Annotated in this window: 17 protein-coding genes and 1 pseudogene; 17 read left to right on the plus strand and 1 reads right to left on the minus strand. The window is 67.1% G+C overall.

From position 1 onward, the window contains the following. Window positions 1–44: 44 nt before the first annotated feature. Genes JNX00_RS04765 through JNX00_RS04805 form a run of 9 tightly spaced genes read left to right on the plus strand, consistent with a single transcriptional unit; the run spans window position 45 to window position 8,901 of the window. Window positions 45–1,124, plus strand: a complete 1,080-nt coding sequence (locus JNX00_RS04765; protein ID WP_070399237.1) for a pilus assembly protein PilM — start codon at window positions 45–47, stop codon at window positions 1,122–1,124. Continuing rightward, window positions 1,121–1,735 carry a PilN domain-containing protein gene (locus tag JNX00_RS04770; RefSeq protein ID WP_070399165.1) on the plus strand — a complete coding sequence of 205 codons (615 nt, stop codon included), beginning with the start codon at window positions 1,121–1,123 and terminating at the stop codon, window positions 1,733–1,735. The genes JNX00_RS04765 and JNX00_RS04770 overlap by 4 nt, the downstream gene beginning before the upstream one ends. A gap of 14 nt (window positions 1,736–1,749) precedes the next feature. After that, complete coding sequence (locus JNX00_RS04775; protein ID WP_204744265.1) at window positions 1,750–2,421, plus strand: type 4a pilus biogenesis protein PilO; 672 nt, start codon at window positions 1,750–1,752, stop codon at window positions 2,419–2,421. Further along, complete coding sequence (locus tag JNX00_RS04780) at window positions 2,418–2,960, plus strand: pilus assembly protein PilP (RefSeq protein ID WP_070399163.1); 543 nt, start codon at window positions 2,418–2,420, stop codon at window positions 2,958–2,960. The genes JNX00_RS04775 and JNX00_RS04780 overlap by 4 nt, the downstream gene beginning before the upstream one ends. Window positions 2,961–3,004: 44 nt before the next feature. Then, a complete protein-coding gene (locus JNX00_RS04785; RefSeq protein WP_239478320.1) occupies window positions 3,005–5,086 on the plus strand; it encodes a type IV pilus secretin PilQ in 2,082 nt (693 codons plus the stop codon). Continuing rightward, window positions 5,087–5,653, plus strand: a complete 567-nt coding sequence (locus tag JNX00_RS04790; RefSeq protein WP_070399161.1) for a shikimate kinase — start codon at window positions 5,087–5,089, stop codon at window positions 5,651–5,653. 40 nt (window positions 5,654–5,693) lie between these two features. Next, window positions 5,694–6,818, plus strand: coding sequence for a 3-dehydroquinate synthase (gene aroB / locus JNX00_RS04795; protein WP_083293153.1), 1,125 nt, complete (start codon window positions 5,694–5,696; stop codon window positions 6,816–6,818). After that, window positions 6,815–7,972 carry a deoxyguanosinetriphosphate triphosphohydrolase gene (locus JNX00_RS04800; protein WP_204744267.1) on the plus strand — a complete coding sequence of 386 codons (1,158 nt, stop codon included), beginning with the start codon at window positions 6,815–6,817 and terminating at the stop codon, window positions 7,970–7,972. Before aroB ends, JNX00_RS04800 begins: the two co-directional genes overlap by 4 nt. Next, a complete protein-coding gene (locus JNX00_RS04805; protein ID WP_239478258.1) occupies window positions 7,969–8,901 on the plus strand; it encodes an MFS transporter in 933 nt (310 codons plus the stop codon). The genes JNX00_RS04800 and JNX00_RS04805 overlap by 4 nt, the downstream gene beginning before the upstream one ends. 3 nt (window positions 8,902–8,904) lie before the next feature. Here the strand turns inward: JNX00_RS04805 and JNX00_RS04810 are convergent. Next, a protein-coding gene (locus JNX00_RS04810; RefSeq protein ID WP_239478259.1) for an IS3 family transposase occupies window positions 8,905–10,127 on the minus strand; the annotation gives its coding sequence in 2 pieces (ribosomal slippage) (window positions 8,905–9,869 and window positions 9,869–10,127; 1,224 coding nt in all). A gap of 66 nt (window positions 10,128–10,193) precedes the next feature. On the opposite strand from JNX00_RS04810, the pseudogene JNX00_RS04815 reads away from it, so the two are divergent. From JNX00_RS04815 to JNX00_RS04850, 8 genes and pseudogenes are all read left to right on the plus strand, one after another. Beyond that, window positions 10,194–10,484 (plus strand): annotated as a pseudogene (locus JNX00_RS04815) (MFS transporter); the annotation flags it as partial. A gap of 75 nt (window positions 10,485–10,559) precedes the next feature. Further along, window positions 10,560–11,267: a transposase gene (locus JNX00_RS04820; protein ID WP_204744269.1), complete on the plus strand. Its 708-nt coding sequence runs from the start codon at window positions 10,560–10,562 to the stop codon at window positions 11,265–11,267. A 179-nt stretch (window positions 11,268–11,446) separates the two neighbouring features. Then, window positions 11,447–16,225 carry a glutamate synthase-related protein gene (locus tag JNX00_RS04825; protein WP_204744270.1) on the plus strand — a complete coding sequence of 1,593 codons (4,779 nt, stop codon included), beginning with the start codon at window positions 11,447–11,449 and terminating at the stop codon, window positions 16,223–16,225. Between the two features lie 39 nt (window positions 16,226–16,264). Continuing rightward, window positions 16,265–17,731 carry a glutamate synthase subunit beta gene (locus JNX00_RS04830; protein WP_204744271.1) on the plus strand — a complete coding sequence of 489 codons (1,467 nt, stop codon included), beginning with the start codon at window positions 16,265–16,267 and terminating at the stop codon, window positions 17,729–17,731. A 154-nt stretch (window positions 17,732–17,885) separates the two neighbouring features. Further along, window positions 17,886–18,701, plus strand: a complete 816-nt coding sequence (locus tag JNX00_RS04835) for an ABC transporter ATP-binding protein (RefSeq protein WP_204744272.1) — start codon at window positions 17,886–17,888, stop codon at window positions 18,699–18,701. Next, window positions 18,701–19,486 (plus strand): lipid asymmetry maintenance ABC transporter permease subunit MlaE, encoded by a 786-nt coding sequence (mlaE, locus tag JNX00_RS04840; RefSeq protein ID WP_070399153.1) that lies wholly within the window; start codon window positions 18,701–18,703, stop codon window positions 19,484–19,486. The genes JNX00_RS04835 and mlaE overlap by 1 nt, the downstream gene beginning before the upstream one ends. A gap of 20 nt (window positions 19,487–19,506) precedes the next feature. Beyond that, window positions 19,507–19,995 (plus strand): outer membrane lipid asymmetry maintenance protein MlaD, encoded by a 489-nt coding sequence (gene mlaD, locus JNX00_RS04845; protein WP_116958372.1) that lies wholly within the window; start codon window positions 19,507–19,509, stop codon window positions 19,993–19,995. A 30-nt stretch (window positions 19,996–20,025) separates the two neighbouring features. Then, complete coding sequence (locus JNX00_RS04850) at window positions 20,026–20,751, plus strand: VacJ family lipoprotein (RefSeq protein WP_204744273.1); 726 nt, start codon at window positions 20,026–20,028, stop codon at window positions 20,749–20,751. The last annotated feature ends 101 nt before the right edge of the window (window positions 20,752–20,852 follow it).

Consider the following 20,852-nt stretch of genomic DNA (forward strand, 5'->3'; position numbering starts at 1 on the left):
CTTAAGTCTGGCGTAGTACATCGCCACGCGATTTGGGGGCCATCTTGATCTCACTGGGATCGCTATTCAGCCGAGAGCCAGCGCCGTTGCTGGGCATTGACGTGAGTTCGTCGAGCGTCAAGCTTGTCGAGCTCAGCCGCAACCGCGCCGGCGAGTTCGTGCTGGAGCGCTGCGCCATGGAACCGCTGGAACGCGGCTGGATCACCGACGGCAACATCGAAAAATTCGATGAGGTGGCCGACGCGGTGCGCCGGGTGGTCCGCAAGAGCGGCAGCAAGACGAAGAACGTGGCCCTGGCGTTGCCGGCCTCGGCGGTGATCACCAAGAAAATCGTTCTGCCGGGTGGCATGAGCGACAAGGAGCTCGAGGCGCAGGTCGAGTCCGAGGCCAACCAGTACATCCCGTTCTCGCTCGACGAGGTGAGCCTCGATTTCTGCGTCGTCGGCCCCAGCGCGACGTCCGTGGGCGATGTCGAGGTGCTGATCGCCGCCTCCCGCAAGGAAAAGGTGTCCGACCGGCAAGGCCTGGCCGAAGCCGCGGGTCTCAAGCCCGTGGTCATGGACGTCGAGTCCTATGCGTCGCGGCTGGCCGCCGGCCGCGTGATCGAAACCTTGCCGAACCAGGGGGTGGACGCGCTGGTGGCGCTGTTCGAGATCGGCTCCATGACCACGAGTCTGCAGGTCATTCGCAACGACGAAGTGCTCTACGAGCGCGACCAGGCCTTTGGTGGCGGTCAGCTCACCCAGCTCATCATCCGCCAGTACGGTTTTTCGCCCGACGAGGCCGAAGCCAAGAAGCGCTCGGGTGACCTACCGGAGGACTACCAGAGCGCCGTGCTGGAGCCGTTTATTGAGAGCCTTTCCCAGGAAATCGGCCGCGCGCTGCAGTTTTTCTTCACCAGCACGCCGTACAACAAGATCGACCACATCCTGCTGGCCGGCGGCAGCGCCGCCTTGCTGGGGCTCACCGAGGCGGTGACCCACCAAACCTCGTTCGCGTGCATGCTGATCAACCCGTTCGACGCGATGGAACTGGGGGCGGGTGTTCAGGCGCGAAAGATCTCACGTGAGGCGCCGGCCTACCTGACGTCCACCGGGCTGGCGCTGCGGAGGTTCTACCAATGATCCTCATCAACCTGCTGCCCCACCGCGAGGCAGCGCGCAAGCGCCAGAAGGAACAGTTCTATACGCAGCTGGGCTTGTCGGCGCTGCTGGGGGGCATCATCGGTGGCGCCGTCTTCACGTGGTACCAGGGGCAGATCTCCATCCAGCAAGACCGCAACCAATTCCTGACCCAGGAAATCGCCAAGCTGGACGCGGAAATCAAGGACATTGCCACGCTGCAGCAGCAAATCGCGTCGCTGCGGGCGCGCCAGACGGCCGTCGAGGACCTTCAGGCGGGCCGCAACCTGCCGGTCTATCTGCTGGAGGAGCTCGTCAATCAACTGCCCAAGGGGGTTTTCCTGCGGTCGATGAAGCAGGAAAACATGAGTGTGCTGTTGACGGGCACGGCGCAGTCGCAGGAGCGGGTGTCCGAGCTGTTGCGCAATCTGTCCAACAACAGCCCCGCCTTGACGCGCCCTGAGCTGGTGGAAATCGTGTCCGCCAACGCGGCCATCAGTGGCGCCGATGCGCGGCGCGTGGCCAACTTCACCATGCGCGTGACCTTGCGCAAGCCGGCGGTCACGCCGGCGCCGGTCACGCCAGCCACCGCACCCGCGGCGGGCAAAGTCTGACCCGGGGTGGCGTGATGGCGAAGAAGTCGAGCATCAATATCGATCTGAAGGGCGTGCAGGACAAGCTGCGCGCCCAGTTCACCGGTCTCGATCCCAACGATCCGTCCTTGTGGCCGGCGCTGCCCCGAAACCTGCTGTTCGTGGCCGTGTGCTTGGGCGTCGTGGCCGCGCTGTGGTTCGTCTGGCTCAAGGGCGTCGACGAAGAGCTGGTGGCCGAGAAGGCCCGTGAAGAGCAACTGCGCACCACCTACCGCAGCAAGCTGGTGCAGGCCGTCAACCTGGACGCCCTGCGCAAGCAGCTGGAGCAGGTCCAGCAGTACGTGACGCAGCTGGAGAAGCAACTGCCCAGCAAGGCCGAAATGGACGCCTTGTTGTCCGACATCAACCAAGCCGGTCTGGGCCGCAGTCTGCAGTTTGAACTGTTCCGTCCCGGACAGGTGGTGGTCCGTGAGTACTACGCCGAGTTGCCCATCGTCATACGGGTCACGGGCAAATACCACGACGTCGGCCTGTTCGCCGCTGATATCGCCAACCTGTCGCGCATCGTCACCTTGAACAACCTCAGCCTGACGCCCATCGCCACCCGCGACGGTTACTTGACGATGGAGGGCGTGGCCAAGACCTTCCGGTACTTGGACCCCGAGGAAATCGCGGCCCAGCAAAAAGCGAAGGGGGCAAAGAAGTGAGCCGCCTCGCCCCCTATTCCTTGTTGGTCCTGGGCCTTGTGTTGGCGGGCTGTACCTCGTCCGGGCAGGACGAGCTGCGGTCCTGGATGCAGGCCGAGCGCAATTCGATCAAACCATCGGTTCAGCCGATTCCCGAACCCACGCGGTTCGAACCCCAACCCTACAGTGTCGAGCGCGAAACGCCGCCCTTCAGCACGGAAAAGCTGGCCAGCCTGCTGCGCGGCACGCAATCGGCAAGCGCCGCCAATGCCGCGCTGATCGAGCCCGAGCTGGCGCGTCGGCGACAGCCACTCGAGGCCTTCCCCCTGGACTCCATGACCATGGTCGGCAGCCTGGACCGTTCGGGGGAACTGGTGGCGCTGATCAAGGTGGACCGCCTGCTGTACCAGGTGCGTCAAGGACAGTACCTGGGACAGAACTTCGGACGCGTAACCCGCATCACCGAGACCGAAGTCGCCCTGCGCGAAATCGTGCAGGACCCGTCGGGTGAATGGATCGAGCGCCCCACGGCGCTGCAGCTAGTAGAGGACGCTAAATGAAAAAGCCAGAACAGGCGACCGCTGGAACGGCGTGGGGGCGGAGGATGGTCAAGGGGGGGCTGGTTCTCGGTCTCGTCCTGTCGGCCTGCTGGGCGCAGGCGCAGTCTGCGATCCAGTCGGTCACCGGTGGGATTCAAAGTGGTGCCGAGGTGGTCCGGATCAACCTGTCCGAACCCCTGAAGGCCACGCCGTCTAGCTTCACTGTGCAGTCGCCCGCGCGCATCGCCCTGGACTTTCCGGGCGTGGCCAATGCCATGGGGCGCAGCACCGTTGACATCAACGAAGGCAATCTCCGTTCGGCCACCGTGGTTCAGGCGGGCGAACGCACGCGGGTGGTGATCAACCTCAAGCAGCCGGCGCCGTTCCAGACGCGCGTCGAGGGCAACAGCCTGCTGGTGGTCATGGAGCGTCCCGAAGCGGTGACGGCCCAAACCAATCCGCCGACGCATTTTGCCGAGAGCCGCAACCTGGACGTCAGCTCGCTGCGCGACATCGACTTCCGCCGCGGCACGGGCAACACGGGGCGTGTCGTCGTCGAGTTGCCGAACAACCAGGTCGGTGTCGACATCCGCCAGCAAGGCACGGGCCTCGTGGTGGAGTTCCTGAAGAGTTCCCTGCCCGAGGGTTTGCGCCGCCGCCTGGATGTGACCGACTTCGGCACGCCGGTGCAGTCGGTGACGACCACGCAGACGGGTGACCGCGTGCGCATGGTGGTGGCGGCGGCGGGCAACTGGGAGCATTCCGCGTACCAGAGCGACAACCAGTTCGTGCTGGAGGTGCGCGAGCAACGCGTGGATCCCAACAAGCTCAGCCAAGGCCCGGGCTACACCGGGGAGAAGCTGTCGCTGAACTTCCAGAACATCGAAGTCCGTGCGCTGCTGCAGGTCATCGCCGACTTCACGAACTTCAACATCGTGACCTCCGACTCTGTGGCGGGTTCGGTCACCTTGCGCCTGAAGGATGTGCCCTGGGACCAGGCGCTGGACATCATCATGCAGGCCAAGGGCCTGGGCCTGCGCAAGTCGGGCAACGTGCTGTGGATCGCCCCGCGCGATGAAATCGCGGCCCGCGAGAAACAGGAGCTGGAAGCGCGCGCCACCGTGGAGAGCCTTGAGCAGGTGCGCACGCAATCGTTCCAGATGAATTACGCCAAGGCGTCCGACATCGCCACGCAACTGACGGCCGGGTCGTCGTCGACGGTCAGCAGCGGAGGCAATTCCGGCAACGCGCGCATCCTGTCCCCCCGTGGCAGCGTGATCGCCGAGCCGCGAACCAACCAGCTTTTCGTGACGGACATTCCTTCACGCCTGGCGCAGGTGCAGGAGCTGATCACCAAGCTCGATATCCCGATCCGCCAGGTGCTGATCGAGGCGCGCATCGTGGAAGCCGACGACGACTTCAGCAAATCCATCGGCGTGCGTCTGGGCGGTGGCGTGCGGGACTTCAGCGCAGGCTCGGCCAATGGCAATCCGGTGCGCGGCAACTTCGGCAGCAACTACGGGGCCGTGACCACCGGACCGTCTCTGACCTCCGCCCCCTTCGTGAACCTGCCCGCCTTGCCCCCGTCCGGTCAGGCCGCGTCCTACGCCCTGTCGCTGTTCAGCCCGAACGCCTCGCGCTTCCTGGCGCTGGAAATCTCGGCGCTGGAATCCGATGGCAAGGGCCGCGTGGTGTCCAGTCCTCGCGTGGTCACGGCCGACCAGGTGAAGGCGCTGATCGAGCAGGGCACCGAGTTCCCTTACCAGACCGCCACGTCCAGCGGCGCCACGGCCATCGCGTTCCGCAAGGCCAACCTCAAGCTGGAAGTTACGCCGCAGATCACGCCCGAGGGCAACATCATTCTCGACCTCGACGTGAACAAGGACACCCGTGGCGAAACCACCTCCGAGGGTATCGCCATCGACACCAAGCACGTGCAAACCCAGGTGCTGGTGGAGAACGGCGGCACGGTGGTGATCGGTGGCATCTTCGAGCGCACCGAGCGCAACCAGATCCAGAAGGTGCCGCTGCTGGGCGATCTGCCCGCCGTGGGCAACCTGTTCAAGTCGCGCAACCAGATCGATCAGCGTTCTGAGCTGCTGATCTTCATCACGCCGCGGGTCCTGGGGCGCACCGCCATCAACTAATTGAACCCCACGCAGTCGGTCTTCCTGGTCGGGCTGCCTGGATCGGGCAAATCCACCGTCGGGCGCCAACTGGCCCGGCGGCTGGGTTTGCCCTTTGTCGATTCCGATCACGTGATCGAGCAACGCATAGGGTCGAGCATCCGGGCGTTTTTTGATCGCGAGGGGGAGGCGGCGTTCCGGGATCTCGAGGCGCAGGTCATTGATGAAGTCACCGCCGGTCCATTGGCGGTGATCGCCACCGGCGGCGGCGCCGTGCTGCGCCCGGAGAATCGGGTACACCTGCATGAGCGTGGGCGCGTGGTCTACCTGCGATCGACGCCGGAAGATCTTTTTCGCCGTCTGCGCAACGACCGCCACCGTCCGCTGTTGCAGGTGGCCGATCCCTTGGTCCGACTCAAGGACCTGCACGCGCAGCGGCACCCGCTGTACGCCGAGACAGCGCATTTCGCGATCGACACGGGACGCCCCTCGGTGGCCACGCTGGTCAACATGATCCTGATGCAGCTGGAGTTGGCCGGGCTGGTGTCCAGCGCACCGCCTGCGGACGGGGCTGACACGCCGCGGTGAGCGCCCCAGCCGCCCAGAGGGGGCGGCATACACTCGGGGCATGTCCCCCGCCACTTCGACCACCGAGACCCAGCGCGTCGCCATCGACCTGGGCGCACGCAGCTACGACATCCACATCGGCGCCGACCTGATCGGCCGTGCCGACACCTTTGCCGGCCTGCCGACGGCGAGCACCGGCGTGATTGTCACCAACGAGGTGGTGGCGCCTCTGTACCTGGCGTCGCTGCGGGCGGCGCTGAGCGGGCGCCATGCGCGTGTGCTGGACGTGGTGCTGCCCGACGGCGAGTCCCACAAACATTGGCAGACGCTGCAGACCATCTTTGATCGCCTGCTCGAGACCGGTTGTGACCGCAAGACGGTGCTGTACGCGCTGGGCGGCGGGGTGGTGGGCGACATGACCGGCTTTGCGGCCGCTTGCTACATGCGTGGGGTGCCGTTCGTGCAAGTGCCCACCACCTTGCTGGCGCAGGTGGACTCGTCGGTGGGCGGCAAGACGGGCATCAACCACCCGCTGGGCAAGAACATGATCGGCGCCTTCCACCAGCCGCTGAGGGTGGTGTGCGACCTCGACGCGCTGCGCTCCCTGCCCGAGCGCGAGTTCAGTGCCGGCATGGCCGAGATCATCAAGTACGGGCCCATCGCCGACATGGCTTTCCTCGACTGGATCGAAGACCACATCGAGGCCCTCATGGCGCGCGATCCGGCGCATGTGGCGCATGCGGTGCGGCGCAGCTGCGAGATCAAGGCCCAGGTGGTGGGCGCCGACGAACGCGAATCGGGACTGCGCGCCATCCTGAATTTTGGCCACACCTTCGGCCATGCGATCGAGGCCGGCATGGGCTATGGCGCCTGGCTGCACGGCGAGGCCGTGGGTTGCGGCATGGTGATGGCGGCCCGCCTGTCGCAGGCGCTGGGCTTGGTGGACGAGGCGTTCGTCGAGCGCCTCAGGCGCCTGGTGGTCCGTGCCGGCCTGCCGGCGGTGGCGCCGGTGCTCGATCCCGCGCGCAATGCCGAGCGTTACCTTGAGCTGATGCGTGTCGACAAAAAGGCCGAAGCGGGGGAGATCCGCTTCGTGCTCATCGACCCACCGGGCCGGGCCTCGATGCGCCCGGCCAGCGATGCCGTCGTGGCGGGGGTGATCGCGCGAAGCTGCCAGCCGGCATGAGCCTGGCACCGTACGCCAGCGATCCGGCGCGCAGCCGTGGCCGGCGCTACCCGGAACCCCCCGCCCCCACGCGCACCGACTACCAGCGCGACCGCGACCGGGTGATCCATTCCACCGCGTTCCGTCGGCTGGTCTACAAGACGCAGGTGTTCCTCAACCATGAGGGAGATCTGTTCCGCACCCGCCTGACGCACTCGCTGGAAGTGGCCCAGCTCGGCCGCAGCATCGCGCGATCGCTGGGGCTCAACGAAGACCTGGTCGAAGCCATCGCGCTCGCGCACGACCTGGGCCACACGCCCTTCGGCCACGCCGGCCAGGACGCGCTGCACGCCGCCTTGCAGGCGCTCGGCCCCGATGGCCGCGCGCCCGACGGCTGGGGCTTCGAGCACAACCTGCAGAGCCTGCGCGTGGTGGACGAGCTCGAGGAGCGCTACCCCGCGTTCGACGGCCTGAACCTGTCCTTCGAAACGCGCGAAGGCATCCTGAAGCACTGTTCCCGGCACAACGCCGAGCGCCTGGAGCGGCTGGAGCCCGGCGGCGTGGCGGCGCGCTTCCTGCGAGGCGGCGCTCCTTCGCTCGAGGCGCAGTTGTGCAACCTGGCCGACGAGATCGCCTACAACGCGCACGACATCGACGACGGCGTGCGCTCGGGCCTGCTCTCGCTGGAGCAGCTCGAATCCGTGGAGCTGTTCGACCACTACCGCCGCCAGGCCCTGCGGGAGCACCCGCAGTTGCAGGGGCGCCGGCTGTTGTTCGAGAGCATCCGCCGCATGCTGAGCGACCAGGTCTACGACGTGATCGCCGCCACGCGCGAGCGCCTGCGACACTCGGGCGTCGCCTCGGCCGACGAGGCGCGCACCCAGGCGGCCCTGGTGGCTTTCTCCGACCCGATGCGCGAGCGCAGCCGCGCGCTCAAGGCCTTCCTGTTTCGCAACCTCTACCGCCACCCGCAGGTGGTCGAGACCACCGGCCGCGCACGCCAGGTGATCGGCGATCTCTTCGGGCGCTACCTGGCCGAGCCCGGCGAGATGCCCGAAGCCCATGGTCAACGCCGGCACATCGAGCGCGCGGTGGCCGACTACATCGCTGGCATGACCGATCGTTTCGCCATCCGCGAGCACGAGCGCCTGTTCGGCTCGGTACTGTTTCCATGACTGCCACACCACCGCCCGAGTCCCATCCCGTTCGTGCCGCCGCTCTGGTCGTGGCGGTGGGCGTCACCTGCGCCCTGCACATCGGCAAGCTGCCCGTCGCCATTCCTGCGTTGCAGGCCGGGCTGGGCGTGAGCCTGGTGCAGGCGGGCTTCCTGCTTTCGCTCGTGCAATTGGCCGGCATGGCGCTGGGCCTGTTCGTGGGCTTGGCGGCCGACCGCATCGGGCCGCGCCGGATCATGCTGGTCGGCCTGGTGGCCCTGGCCCTGGGCAGCGCCTGGGGCGCGACGGCCGGTTCGCCGGCCGACCTGCTGGCCTCGCGCGCATTGGAAGGCCTGGGGTTCCTGCTCGCCGTGCTGCCGGCGCCGGGCCTGATCCGCCGCCACGTGGCCGAGCCGCGCCTGCTGGCCAAGGCCTTGGGCTGGTGGGGTGCCTACATGCCACTGGGCACGGCCCTGGCCTTGCTGTTCGGCGCGCCGGTCATCGAGTGGCTCGGGTGGCGCGCCGTCTGGTTGGGTCTGACAGCCTGCTCGCTGCTGGCGCTGGTGGCCCTGTGGCGCGGCTTGCCGTCCGACGCGGCACTGGCGGGGCAGGGCGCGCCGCTGGGCCCGCGCCTGCGCCGCACGCTGGGTGCGCCTGGGCCCTGGCTGGTGGCCGTGGCGTTCTTCCTCTACTCGGGGCAGTGGCTGGCGGTTGTGGGCTTCCTGCCCACCATCCTGGCCCAGGCCGGCGTGAGTGGTTTGCTGGCGGGCCTGCTCAGCGCGGCCGCGGCGGCGGTGAACATGGGCGGCAACATCGGTGCTGGCCGCTGGATCGCGCGCGGCGGCCGCCCCCGCTTTGTGATGGGCTTTGCCTACCTGGCCATGGGCCTGGGGGCCCTGTTGGCCTTTGGCTTGGAGTTGACCCGGTCCGGTGGACGGTTTCCGGTTTGATTCTCAAACCATCTGAGGTGTCCCGTCAGCATGCTGTGGTTCATGCTCGGGGGCATTGAATCGGGTCTGTTGGCTCCTTTCAAAGTTCAGGGGTGAGAGGTAGCCCAGGCCGCTGTGGCGGCGCCTGGGGTTGTACCAACCCTCAATCCAGGTGAAGACGGCCATGCGGGCCTGCGCTTTGGACTCGAAGCTGTGGCGCTCAATGAGCTCAGCCTCCAGGCTGGCGAAGAAGCTCTCGGCCATCGCGTTGTCGTAGGCATCGCCCACGGTTCCCATCGAAGGGCGAACGCCCATCTGACGGCAGCGCTCGCCGAAGGCCAGGCTGGTGTACTGGCTGCCTTGGTCGCTGTGGTGGATGACGTCTTGCGGCTTGCGCTGGGTCAGCGCCATGTTGAGCGCCGAGAGCACCAGGTCGGCCGTCATGCGCTCGCCCATGGACCAACCCACCACACGCCGGCTCCACACGTCGATGACCACCGCCAGGTACAGGAACCCCGTCCAGGTGGGCACGTAGGTCATGTCGGCCACCCAGAGCTGATTGGGGCCGCTGGCCCGGAACTGGCGCTTGACCAGGTCGTGGGCGAGTGAGTCGCGTTTGTCGCGGCGCGTGGTCACGGTGAAGCCCCGGCGGCGGCTGATGCCCCGGATGCCCGCTGTGCGCATGAGACGCGCCACACGCTGGCGGCTGATGCACACGCCTTGCTCGATGAGCTCGGCCCGCACGCGTGGCATGCCGTAGGACTCGTAGGAGTCCTTGTGAATCTGGCGAATGCGCTCGGTCATCACCGCGTTGGAGATGCTGCGCTGAGAAGGAGCGCGCTCGCGCCAGGCGTAGAAGCCGCTGGCGGAGACGCCCAGAACACGGCACATGGTGCGCACGGGGAAGTCGGCCTGGTTCGCCATCACGAGTCCGAAGACTTCGTCGAAGTCGCATCGCTGCGACCGGCAAACCAGGCCGTAGCCTTTGCCAGGATGTCGCGCTCCTGCTGCAGTTGGCGAACCTGGCGACGCAGCCGGCTGAGCTCCTCGCGCTCAGCCGTGCTCAAGCCTTCCTTGCCGGGCAACGGCTTGCCACTGTCGATAGCGGCCTGGCCGACCCAGTTGGTGATGGACTGCGCGGTGACGTTGAACTCGCGCGAGAGCTCGGCCGGCGTGCGCCCGGCACGCACCAGCTCGACCATCTGCTGTCTGAATTCCGCCGGGTACGGCGGTCTGACCTTGGACATTTGCGGCTCCTTGAACACAAAGAATGATGTGTCCACGGAACCGGGTCAACTCCAGGCTTGAAGGGCGCACCTGTGGTGCAGTACCTCGCTGTGCTGGCCTTCTCGGGCCTGGGCGGGCTCATTCCAGGCACCCTGTTCGGCTTGGCGGTGCGCCTGGCGCCGGGTGAAGACACCATCTCCACGACGGTGGGCTGGATGCAGCAGCTTTCGGCGCTGGGGCAGTTTGTCGGACCGCCGTTCGTGGCCTGGGTGGCCACGCAGGTGGGCGGGTGGCAGCTCACCTGGGTCGTCACCGGCGCGGCTTCTCTGCTGGGTCTCTGGGTGGCGCACCGCATCCAGCGCACGCTCCCGGCTTGACGGTGGCTGGCCCGCGGGGCCCGGCCCCGCATGCTTTAATTGGGGTCAGATTCCAATTGCAAGTAGTTGAGCGCCATGGCCCGATTGCCCCGTTTGACCGTCGCTGGCTACCCGCACCACATCATCCAGCGAGGCAACAACCGCCAGGTCATCGTGCGCGACGACGAAGACCGGGACGCCCTGCTCGAACTGATCACGGCCCGCGCTCGCCAACACGGCGTGGCGCTGCACGCCTGGGTGCTGATGGACAACCACTTCCACCTGCTGGCCACACCGGAAACGGTGGAGGGAGTCCCCCGCTGGATGCAGGACGTTGGCCGCAGTTACGTGCGCCGCTTCAACGATCGCCACCAGCGCACGGGGACTCTGTGGGAAGGGCGCTACAAATCCACGCTGGTTCAGACCGAGCGCTACCTCCTGGCCTGCATGGCCTACATCGAGCTCAATCCAGTGCGCGCCGGCATGGTCGCGGAGCCGCGGCAGTACCCCTGGTCCAGCCACCTGCACCACATTGGGCAGCGCGTGGACCGTCAACTCACGCCGCACCCCGTCTACTGGGCCCTGGGCAACACGCCTTTCGCGCGGGAGGCCGCGTACGCCGAGTGGGTGCGGACAGGCCTCGGTGCGCAGCAGCAAAAGGCCATCACCGACGCCTCTTTGCATGGTTGGGCCTTGGGTGACGAGCGCTTCACCGAGGAATTGCAGAAGCAGACGGCCCGCCGGGTGTCGCGCGCGGCGCGGGGTCGCCCGCCGGGGGCGCCTGCACCCCAGACCGAGGGCTGATCGCGCGCGAGAGAGTGTCGCTATCGGCTCTTCTAATGTGTCCCCAATTATTTTTGAGGATCATTGATCGGCTGATTAATTGGAATCTGACCCCATTTAAAATGCTTGGCACGCATGGTGCAATGCAATAAGCTCCGCGGTCCCACGGATTCGCCCCACAGACGAAAAGGAAGCGCGCCATGAACACGGCTGCCGAGAAAGCGCATTTGCAACAGCACGGTCTCTATGACCCGGCGAACGAGCACGACGCCTGCGGCGTCGGTTTCGTGGCCCACATCAAGGGCGAAAAGAGCCACGCCATCGTCGAGCAGGCGCTCAAGATCTTGGAGAACCTGGACCACCGCGGCGCGGTGGGCGCCGACAAGCTGATGGGCGATGGTGCGGGCCTGCTGATCCAGATGCCCGATGCGCTGTACCGGGCCGAGATGGCCGCGCAGGGCGTGACGCTGCCGCCCGCTGGCGAGTACGGCGTGGGCATGATCTTCATGCCCAAGGAACACGCCAGCCGCCTGGCCTGCGAACAGGAGATGGAGCGCGCCATCGCCGCCGAAGGCCAGGTGCTGCTGGGCTGGCGCGAGGTGCCCGTGAACGCCGACATGCCCATGTCGCCCACGGTGCGCGCCAAGGAGCCGATCATTCGCCAGGTTTTCATCGGCCGTGGCAACGACGTCATCGTGCAGGACGCGCTGGAGCGCAAGCTGTACGTGATCCGCAAGACCGCCAGTGCCGCCATCCAGCGCCTCAAGCTCACGCACTCCAAGGAGTACTACGTGGTGAGCATGAGCAGCCGCACCGTGGTCTACAAGGGCCTGCTGCTGGCCGATCAGGTGGGCACCTACTTCAAGGACCTGCAGGACCCGCGCTGCGTGTCGGCCCTGGGCCTGGTGCACCAGCGCTTCTCCACCAACACCTTCCCCGAGTGGCCGCTGGCCCACCCGTACCGCTACGTCGCGCACAACGGCGAGATCAACACGGTCAAGGGCAACTACAACTGGATGAAGGCGCGCGAGGGCGTGATGAGCTCGCCCGTGCTCGGCGCCGACCTGCACAAGCTCTACCCGATCAGCTTCGCGCACCAGTCTGACACCGCCACGTTCGACAACTGCCTCGAGCTGCTGACCATGGCGGGCTATCCGCTGTCGCAGGCCGTGATGATGATGATCCCGGAGCCCTGGGAGCAGCACACCACCATGGACCCGCGCCGCCGCGCGTTCTACGAGTACCACGCGGCCATGCTGGAGCCCTGGGACGGCCCCGCCTCCATCGTGTTCACCGACGGCCGCCAGATCGGCGCCACCCTGGATCGCAACGGCCTGCGCCCCTCGCGCTACTGCGTCACCGACGACGACCTGGTCATCATGGCCTCGGAATCCGGCGTGCTGCCCGTGCCCGAGAACAAGATCGTGCGCAAGTGGCGCCTGCAGCCCGGCAAGATGTTCCTCATCGACCTTGAACAGGGCCGCATGATCGACGACGAGGAGCTCAAGGCCAACCTCGCCAACAGCAAGCCCTACAAGCAGTGGATCGACAACCTGCGCATTCGCCTGGACGACGTCGAGCACCCGGTGGCCGGCGAGGCCGCGCAGGAGTTGCCCGTGGCGCAGACGGAACCCCAAGCCGCTGGCGTGGAGCGCGTGTCGCCCGAGCTGCTGGACCGCCAGCAGGCCTTCGGCTATACGCAGGAGGACATCAAGTTCCTCATGAGCCCCATGGCCGCCAACGGCGAGGAGGGCATCGGCTCCATGGGCAACGACAGCCCGCTGGCCGTGCTGTCGAGCAAGAACAAGCCGCTCTACAACTACTTCAAGCAGCTGTTCGCGCAGGTCACGAACCCGCCGATCGACCCGATCCGCGAAGCGATCGTGATGTCGCTGGTGTCCTTCATCGGCCCCAAACCCAACCTGCTCGACATCAACCAGGTCAACCCGCCCATGCGCCTGGAGGTGAGCCAGCCCGTGCTGGACTTCGCCGACATGGCCAAGCTGCGCAACATCGACGCCGTGACGCAGGGCAAATTCCGCAGCGTCACGCTGGACATCACCTACCCCGCGAGCTGGGGCCGCGAGGGCGTGGAGGCCAAGTTGGCCTCGCTGTGTGCGGCCGCGGTGGACGCGATCAAGGGTGGCAAGAACATCCTCATCATCAGCGACCGCGGCATCGGCCCGGCGCAGGTGGCCATTCCCGCGCTGCTGGCGCTCTCGGCCATCCACCAGCACCTGGTGCGTGAAGGCCTGCGCACCAGCGCTGGCCTGGTGGTGGAAACCGGCACCGCGCGCGAGGTGCACCACTTCGCCGTGCTCGCCGGCTACGGTGCCGAGGCCGTGCACCCCTACCTGGCGATGGAGACCTTGGTGGCCATCCACAAGGACCTGCCGGGCGATCTGAGCGCCGACAAGGCCATCTACAACTACACCAAGGCGATCGGCAAGGGTCTGTCCAAGATCATGTCCAAGATGGGCGTGAGCACCTACATGAGCTACTGCGGCGCCCAGCTGTTCGAGGCCATTGGCCTCAACAGCGACACCGTGGCCAAGTACTTCACCGGCACCGCCAGCCGCGTGGAAGGCATCGGGGTGTTCGAGATCGCCGAGGAAGCCATCCGCATGCACAAGGCCGCCTTCGGCGACGACCCGGTTCTGGCCACCATGCTGGACGCCGGCGGCGAGTACGCCTGGCGCACGCGCGGCGAAGAGCACATGTGGTCGCCCGACGCCATCGCCAAGCTGCAGCACAGCACGCGCGCCAACAGCTGGAACACCTACAAGGAATACGCCCAGCTCATCAACGACCAGAGCCGCCGCCAGATGACGCTGCGAGGCCTGTTCGAATTCAAGCTGGACCCGAGCAAGGCCATCCCGCTGGACGAGGTCGAGCCCGCCAAGGAGATCGTCAAGCGCTTTGCCACCGGCGCCATGTCGCTGGGCTCCATCAGCACCGAGGCGCACGCCACCCTTGCCGTGGCCATGAACCGCATCGGCGGCAAGAGCAACACCGGCGAAGGCGGCGAGGACGAGCGCCGCTACCGCAACGAGCTCAAGGGCATCAAGATCACCAAGGGTGAGACGCTCAAGTCCATCATCGGTGAGGACGTGGTCGAGGTCGACTTGCCGCTGGAAGACGGCGACAGCCTGCGCTCCAAGATCAAGCAGGTGGCCTCGGGCCGTTTCGGCGTCACCGCCGAGTACCTGCAGAGCGCGGACCAGGTGCAGATCAAGATGGCCCAGGGCGCCAAGCCCGGCGAGGGCGGCCAACTGCCCGGCGGCAAGGTGTCCGAGTACATCGGCAAGCTGCGCTACTCGGTGCCGGGCGTGGGCCTGATCAGCCCGCCGCCGCACCACGACATCTACTCCATCGAAGACCTGGCTCAGCTCATCCACGACCTGAAGAACGTGGCGCCGCACGCCAGTATCAGCGTCAAGCTGGTGTCGGAAGTGGGCGTGGGCACCATCGCCGCGGGCGTGGCCAAGTGCAAGGCCGATCACGTGGTGATCGCCGGCCACGACGGTGGCACCGGCGCCTCGCCCTGGTCGTCCATCAAGCACGCGGGCAGCCCCTGGGAGATCGGCCTGGCCGAGACCCAGCAGACCCTGGTGCTCAACCGCCTGCGCAGCCGCATCCGCGTGCAGGCCGACGGCCAGATGAAGACCGGCCGCGACGTGGTCATCGGCGCCATGCTGGGCGCGGACGAATTCGGCTTCGCCACCGCGCCGCTGGTGGTCGAGGGCTGCATCATGATGCGCAAGTGCCACCTCAACACCTGCCCGGTGGGCGTGGCCACGCAGGACCCGGTGCTGCGCAAGAAGTTCTCGGGCAAGCCCGAGCACGTCGTCAACTACTTCTTCTTCGTCGCCGAGGAAGCGCGCCAGATCATGGCGCAGCTGGGCATCCGCACCTTTGACGAGCTGATCGGCCGCGCCGACCTGCTCGACACGCGCGCCGGCATCGCCCACTGGAAGGCGCGCGGCCTGGACTTCAGCCGCCTGCTGGCCTTGCCCGCCGTGCCGGCCGACGTGCCGCGCCTGCACACCGAGCAGCAGGACCACGGCCTGCACAAGGCGCTGGACAAGGTGCTGATCGAAAAATGCCGCCCCGCCATCGAGAAGGGCGAGCGCGTGCAGTTCATCGAGGTCGCGCGCAACGTGAACCGCTCGGTGGGCGCCATGCTCTCGGGCGAGCTCACCAAGCACCACCCGGAAGGCCTGCCGGACGATTCCATCCGCATCCAGCTGGAAGGCACGGGTGGCCAGTCCTTCGGTGCGTTCCTGGCCAAGGGCATCACGATGTACCTGATCGGCGACGCCAACGACTACACCGGCAAAGGCCTGTCGGGCGGCCGCGTGGTGGTGCGTCCCAGCATCGACTTCCGCGGCGAGGCCACGCGCAACATCATCGTGGGCAATACCGTGCTCTACGGCGCCACCACGGGCGAGGCCTTCTTCGCCGGCGTGGCCGGCGAGCGCTTCGCGGTGCGCCTGTCGGGCGCCACCGCGGTGGTGGAGGGCACCGGCGACCACGGCTGCGAGTACATGACCGGCGGCACCGTGGTGGTGCTGGGCAAGACCGGCCGCAACTTCGCGGCCGGCATGAGCGGCGGCGTGGCCTACGTCTACGACGAGGATGGCCGCTTCGCCGAGCGCTGCAACACCGCCATGGTGAGCCTGGAGCCCGTGCCCACGGCCAAGGAACAGGAGGCCGCGTCCAGCGCCGGCGCCTGGCACCGCGGCCAGACCGACGAGGCCTTGCTGAAGAAACTGCTGGAAGACCACAACCGCTGGACCGGCAGCAAGCGCGCGCGCGAACTGCTCGACAACTGGGCCACGGCGCGGGGCAAGTTCCTCAAGGTCTTCCCGAACGAGTACAAGCGCGCGCTCGGCGAGATGGCCGCGAAGCAGACGGCCGCCGCCGCGACCACCAAGGCGCAAGGCTCGGCCAAGAAGGCCACCGCGCCCGCGAAGTAAGCCCACGAGATACAGCCCCACGAGATACAGGACAGCACCATGGGAAAAGTCACCGGCTTCATGGAATACGAGCGCATCGAGGAGGGCTACGCGCCCGTGCCCGATCGACTGAAGCACTACAAGGAGTTCGTTGTCGGGCTCGATGACGCGCAGGCCAAGGTCCAGGGCGCTCGCTGCATGGACTGCGGCACGCCGTTCTGCAACAGCGGCTGCCCGGTCAACAACATCATTCCGGACTTCAACGATCTCGTGTACCAGGGCGACTGGAAGAACGCGATCACGGTGCTGCACAGCACCAACAACTTTCCCGAGTTCACCGGCCGCATCTGCCCCGCGCCCTGCGAGGCCGCCTGCGTGCTCAACGTGAACGACGACCCGGTGGGCATCAAGTCCATCGAGCACGCCATCATCGACCGCGCCTGGGCCGAAGGCTGGGTGGCGCCGCAGCCGGCCAAGCACAAGACCGGCAAGAAGGTGGCCGTGGTGGGTTCTGGCCCCGCCGGCCTGGCGGCCGCGCAGCAGTTGGCGCGTGCCGGCCACGACGTGACCGTGTTCGAGAAGAACGACCGCGTCGGCGGCCTGCTGCGCTACGGCATCCCCGACTTCAAGATGGAGAAGTCGCACATCGACCGACGCGTCGAGCAAATGCAGGCCGAGGGCGTGGTCTTTCGCACCGGCGTGCTGGTGGGTGCTCTGCCCGAAGGCAGCAAGGTCACCAACTGGGCCAAGGAAACCGTCAGCGCCGAGCAGCTCAAGGCCGAGTTCGACGCCGTGCTGCTCACCGGCGGCGCCGAGCAGAGCCGCGACCTGCCCGTGCCGGGCCGCGAGCTGGACGGCATCCATTTCGCCATGGAGTTCCTGCCCCAGCAGAACAAGGTCAACGCGGGCGACAAACTCAAGGGTCAGCTGCGTGCCGACGGCAAGAAGGTCATCGTCATCGGCGGCGGCGACACCGGCTCCGACTGCGTGGGCACCAGCAACCGCCACGGCGCCACCAGCGTGACCCAGTTCGAGCTCATGCCCCAGCCGCCCGAGCAGGAGAACAAGCCCCTGGTCTGGCCCTACTGGCCGCTCAAGCTGCGCACCAGCTCCAGCCACGAAGAGGGCTGCGCGCGCGAGTTCGCTATCTCCACCAAGGAGTTCATCGGCAAGAACGGCAAGCTCACGGGCCTGAAGACCGTGCACGTGGAGTTCAAGGACGGCAAGTTCGTCGAGGTGCCGGGCACCGAGAAGGAATACAAGGCCGACCTGGTGCTGCTCGCCATGGGCTTCACCAACCCCGTGGCCACCGTGCTCGAGGCCTTTGGCGTCGACAAGGATGCGCGCGGCAACGCCAAGGCCACGACCGACTTCACGGGGGGCTACGCGACCAACGTGCCCAAGGTGTTCGCCGCCGGCGACATGCGCCGGGGACAGTCGCTGGTGGTCTGGGCCATCCGCGAGGGCCGTCAGGCGGCCCGTTCGGTGGATGAGTTCCTGATGGGCTATTCCGACCTGCCCCGCTGACCTCCAGCGGCGCGTCGCGCCGCACCTTCGGGAGGCCAACACCCGCGGCCAGGCGACGCCGGTTGCGCGGTGTTACGGGGTGCAAGAGGCGCCAGTCCGCCCCATGCGAATCCCGTATCATGCGGCGGCCGGGTTTCCACCCGGCTTTTGCTTGATGAGCACCACACCCTCCGCCCCCCTCGTCGAACTGCGCGACCTCACCTTCGGCTATGGCCCGCGGGTGATCCTCGACAACATCTCGATGACCGTGCCGCGCGGCAAGGTCACCGCGCTCATGGGCGCCTCGGGTGGCGGAAAAACCACGGTACTGCGCCTGATCGGCGGCCAGATCCGCGCCCAGCGCGGCCAGACGCTGTTCGATGGCGTCGACGTCACCACCATGGACCAGGGCGCGCTGTACGCCGCGCGCCGGCGCATGGGCATGCTGTTCCAGTTTGGCGCGCTGTTCACCGACATGAGCGTGTTCGACAACGTGGCCTTTCCGCTGCGCGAGCACACAAAGCTGCCCGAGGTGCTGGTGCGCGACATCGTGCTGCTCAAGCTCAATGCCGTGGGCCTGCGCGGCGCGCGCGACCTGATGCCCAGCGAGCTGTCGGGTGGCATGGCGCGGCGCGTGGCCCTGGCGCGCGCCATCGCGCTCGACCCCGAGCTCGTGATGTACGACGAGCCCTTCGCCGGCCTGGACCCGATTTCTCTGGGCACCGCCGCGCGCCTGATCCGCGAGCTCAACGGCGCGCTGGGCCTGACCAGCATCGTGGTCTCGCACGACCTGGACGAGACCTTCGGCATCGCCGACCAGGTCATCGTGCTGGCCAACGGCAAGATCGCCGCCCAGGGCACGCCCGACGAGGTGCGCCACAGCACCGACCCGCTGGTGGCGCAGTTCGTCAACGCCCGGGCCGACGGCCCCGTGCGCTTCCACCACCCCGCGCCCGCGCTGGCCGAGGACTTCGGCGCCGGAGCCGCCTGATGCTCAAGGCCCTGCACCCCGCCCATGTCGGCCGCGCCGTGCGCCAGCACATCATCGCGCTGGGCCATGGCGCGCGGCTGTTCCTGCGCCTGCTGCTCCTGGGCGGGGCGGCGCTGCGCCGCTTCGGCCTGGTGCGCGACCAGATCCACTTCCTGGGCAACCACTCGCTGTCCATCATTGGCGTCTCGGGCCTGTTCGTGGGCTTCGTGCTGGGCCTGCAGGGCTACTACACGCTGCGCATCTACGGCGCCACCGAGGCCCTGGGCCTGCTGGTGGCGCTGTCGCTGGTGCGCGAACTGGGCCCGGTGGTGAGCGCGCTGCTGTTCGCTGGCCGCGCGGGCACCTCGCTCACGGCCGAGATCGGCCTCATGAAGGCCGGCGAACAGCTCAGCGCCATGGAGATGATGGCCGTGGACCCGGTGCGCCGCGTGCTCGCGCCGCGTTTCTGGGCCGGTGTCATCACCATGCCCTTGCTGGCGGCCGTGTTCAGTGCGGTCGGCGTGATCGGCGGCTGGGTCGTCGGCGTGGGCCTCATCGGCCTGGACGGCGGCGCTTTCTGGAGCCAGATGCAGGGTGGGGTGGACGTCTGGGACGACGTTGGCAATGGCGTCATCAAGAGCGCCGTGTTCGGCTTCGCCGTTACCTTCATCGCGCTGCTGCAGGGCTACCTGGCCCAGCCCACGCCCGAGGGCGTATCGCGCGCCACCACCCGCACGGTGGTCATGGCCTCTCTCACGGTGCTGGGCCTCGATTTCGTGCTTACCGCCATGATGTTCAGCATCTGAGGATGCGTCGGAGAAAGACCATGACCTCTTCCAAGAACGATTTCTGGGTTGGCCTGTTCGTGCTCATTGGCGGCGCGGCCATCCTGTTTCTCGCGCTGCAGTCGGCCAACCTGCTGCAGATCAGCTTCGAGCCCACCTACCGCGTCACGGCGCGTTTTGACAACGCGGGCGGCTTGAAGACCGGCGCGGCCGTGCGCTCGGCCGGGGTGGTGGTGGGGCGGGTCGAGACCATCGGCTTCGACGACAAGACCTTCCAGGCCAGCGTCGGGCTGACGCTGCAGAAGCGCTACGCCTTCCCGCGCGACAGCTCCATGAAGATCCTCACCAGTGGCCTGCTCGGCGAGCAGTACGTGGGCATCGAGCCCGGCGGCGACCCGGAGAACTTGGCCGATGGCGCCCTGGTCACGCAGACGCAGTCGGCCCTGGTGCTGGAAAACCTGATCGGCCAGTTCCTGTTCAGTCGGGCGGCCGAAGGTGGCGAAAAGAAATCCGAACCCGGCGCCCAATAAACAAAGAGCAGTCCACGACTGGGAGACCCGATGACCCCCGCACGTTCCACCCCCCGCCCCGCGCTGGCGGTGGCCGCCGCCCTGGTGCTGCTGGCCGGCTGCGCCACCGGCCCCGACGCCGACCCGAAGGACCCACTGGAGCCCTTGAACCGCGGCGTCTACCGCTTCAACGACGCGATCGACACGGCGGTGCTCAAGCCCGTGGCCACGGCCTACGTCGACATCACGCCCAGCCCGGTGCGCACCGGGGTCAACAACTTCTTCAGCAACCTGGGCGACCTATGGTCCGCCGTCAACGCCGGCTTGCAGCTGCGCCCGCGCGAAACCGCCGACAACCTGCTGCGTTTCGGCGTCAACACCGTGCTGGGCTTCGGTGGTTTGCTCGACATCGCCGGCGAGGCCGGCATTCCGCGCACGCGCATCGACTTCGGCCAGACCCTGGGCCGCTGGGGCGTGCCGTCGGGCGCCTATGTGGTGTTGCCGTTCTTTGGCCCGTCCACCGTGCGCGACACCGGTGGCCTGGTGGTGGACTGGGAGGGCGATCTGGTGGACCATGTCAACCACATTCCCACACGCAATTCCCTCTATGCCTTGCGCGTGGTGGACACGCGGGCCGGCCTGCTGCGCGCCGGCGAGTTGTTCGAGGGCGCCGCGCTCGACAAGTACAGCCTCATGCGCGATTTCTACCTGGGCCGCCGCCAGCGCCAGATCGACGACATGATCGACAAAGGCATTGGCACGGGCGATGGGGAGTAAGGCGATAGTGGGTGCTCGCTGCTGAAACGCCTCGTCACGATCCCTCGCGAACCCGTCACATTCGAGGTGCACCGCCTGGCCACAATGCGGTCACTCAGGCC

The organism is Hydrogenophaga sp. YM1 (genome assembly GCF_016903055.1).
GTDB classification, from domain to species: Bacteria; Pseudomonadota; Gammaproteobacteria; order Burkholderiales; family Burkholderiaceae_C; genus Hydrogenophaga; species Hydrogenophaga borbori.

Coding starts and splice junctions, on each gene's coding strand:
- JNX00_RS04770 (WP_070399165.1), top strand. CDS start 1,121: ATGATCCTCATCAACCTGCTGCCCCACCGCGAGGCAGCGCGCAAGCGC.
- JNX00_RS04775 (WP_204744265.1), top strand. CDS start 1,750: ATGGCGAAGAAGTCGAGCATCAATATCGATCTGAAGGGCGTGCAGGAC.
- JNX00_RS04785 (WP_239478320.1), top strand. CDS start 3,005: ATGGTCAAGGGGGGGCTGGTTCTCGGTCTCGTCCTGTCGGCCTGCTGG.
- aroB (WP_083293153.1), top strand. CDS start 5,694: ATGTCCCCCGCCACTTCGACCACCGAGACCCAGCGCGTCGCCATCGAC.
- JNX00_RS04800 (WP_204744267.1), top strand. CDS start 6,815: ATGAGCCTGGCACCGTACGCCAGCGATCCGGCGCGCAGCCGTGGCCGG.
- JNX00_RS04805 (WP_239478258.1), top strand. CDS start 7,969: ATGACTGCCACACCACCGCCCGAGTCCCATCCCGTTCGTGCCGCCGCT.
- JNX00_RS04820 (WP_204744269.1), top strand. CDS start 10,560: ATGGCCCGATTGCCCCGTTTGACCGTCGCTGGCTACCCGCACCACATC.
- JNX00_RS04825 (WP_204744270.1), top strand. CDS start 11,447: ATGAACACGGCTGCCGAGAAAGCGCATTTGCAACAGCACGGTCTCTAT.
- JNX00_RS04830 (WP_204744271.1), top strand. CDS start 16,265: ATGGGAAAAGTCACCGGCTTCATGGAATACGAGCGCATCGAGGAGGGC.
- JNX00_RS04835 (WP_204744272.1), top strand. CDS start 17,886: ATGAGCACCACACCCTCCGCCCCCCTCGTCGAACTGCGCGACCTCACC.
- mlaE (WP_070399153.1), top strand. CDS start 18,701: ATGCTCAAGGCCCTGCACCCCGCCCATGTCGGCCGCGCCGTGCGCCAG.
- mlaD (WP_116958372.1), top strand. CDS start 19,507: ATGACCTCTTCCAAGAACGATTTCTGGGTTGGCCTGTTCGTGCTCATT.
- JNX00_RS04850 (WP_204744273.1), top strand. CDS start 20,026: ATGACCCCCGCACGTTCCACCCCCCGCCCCGCGCTGGCGGTGGCCGCC.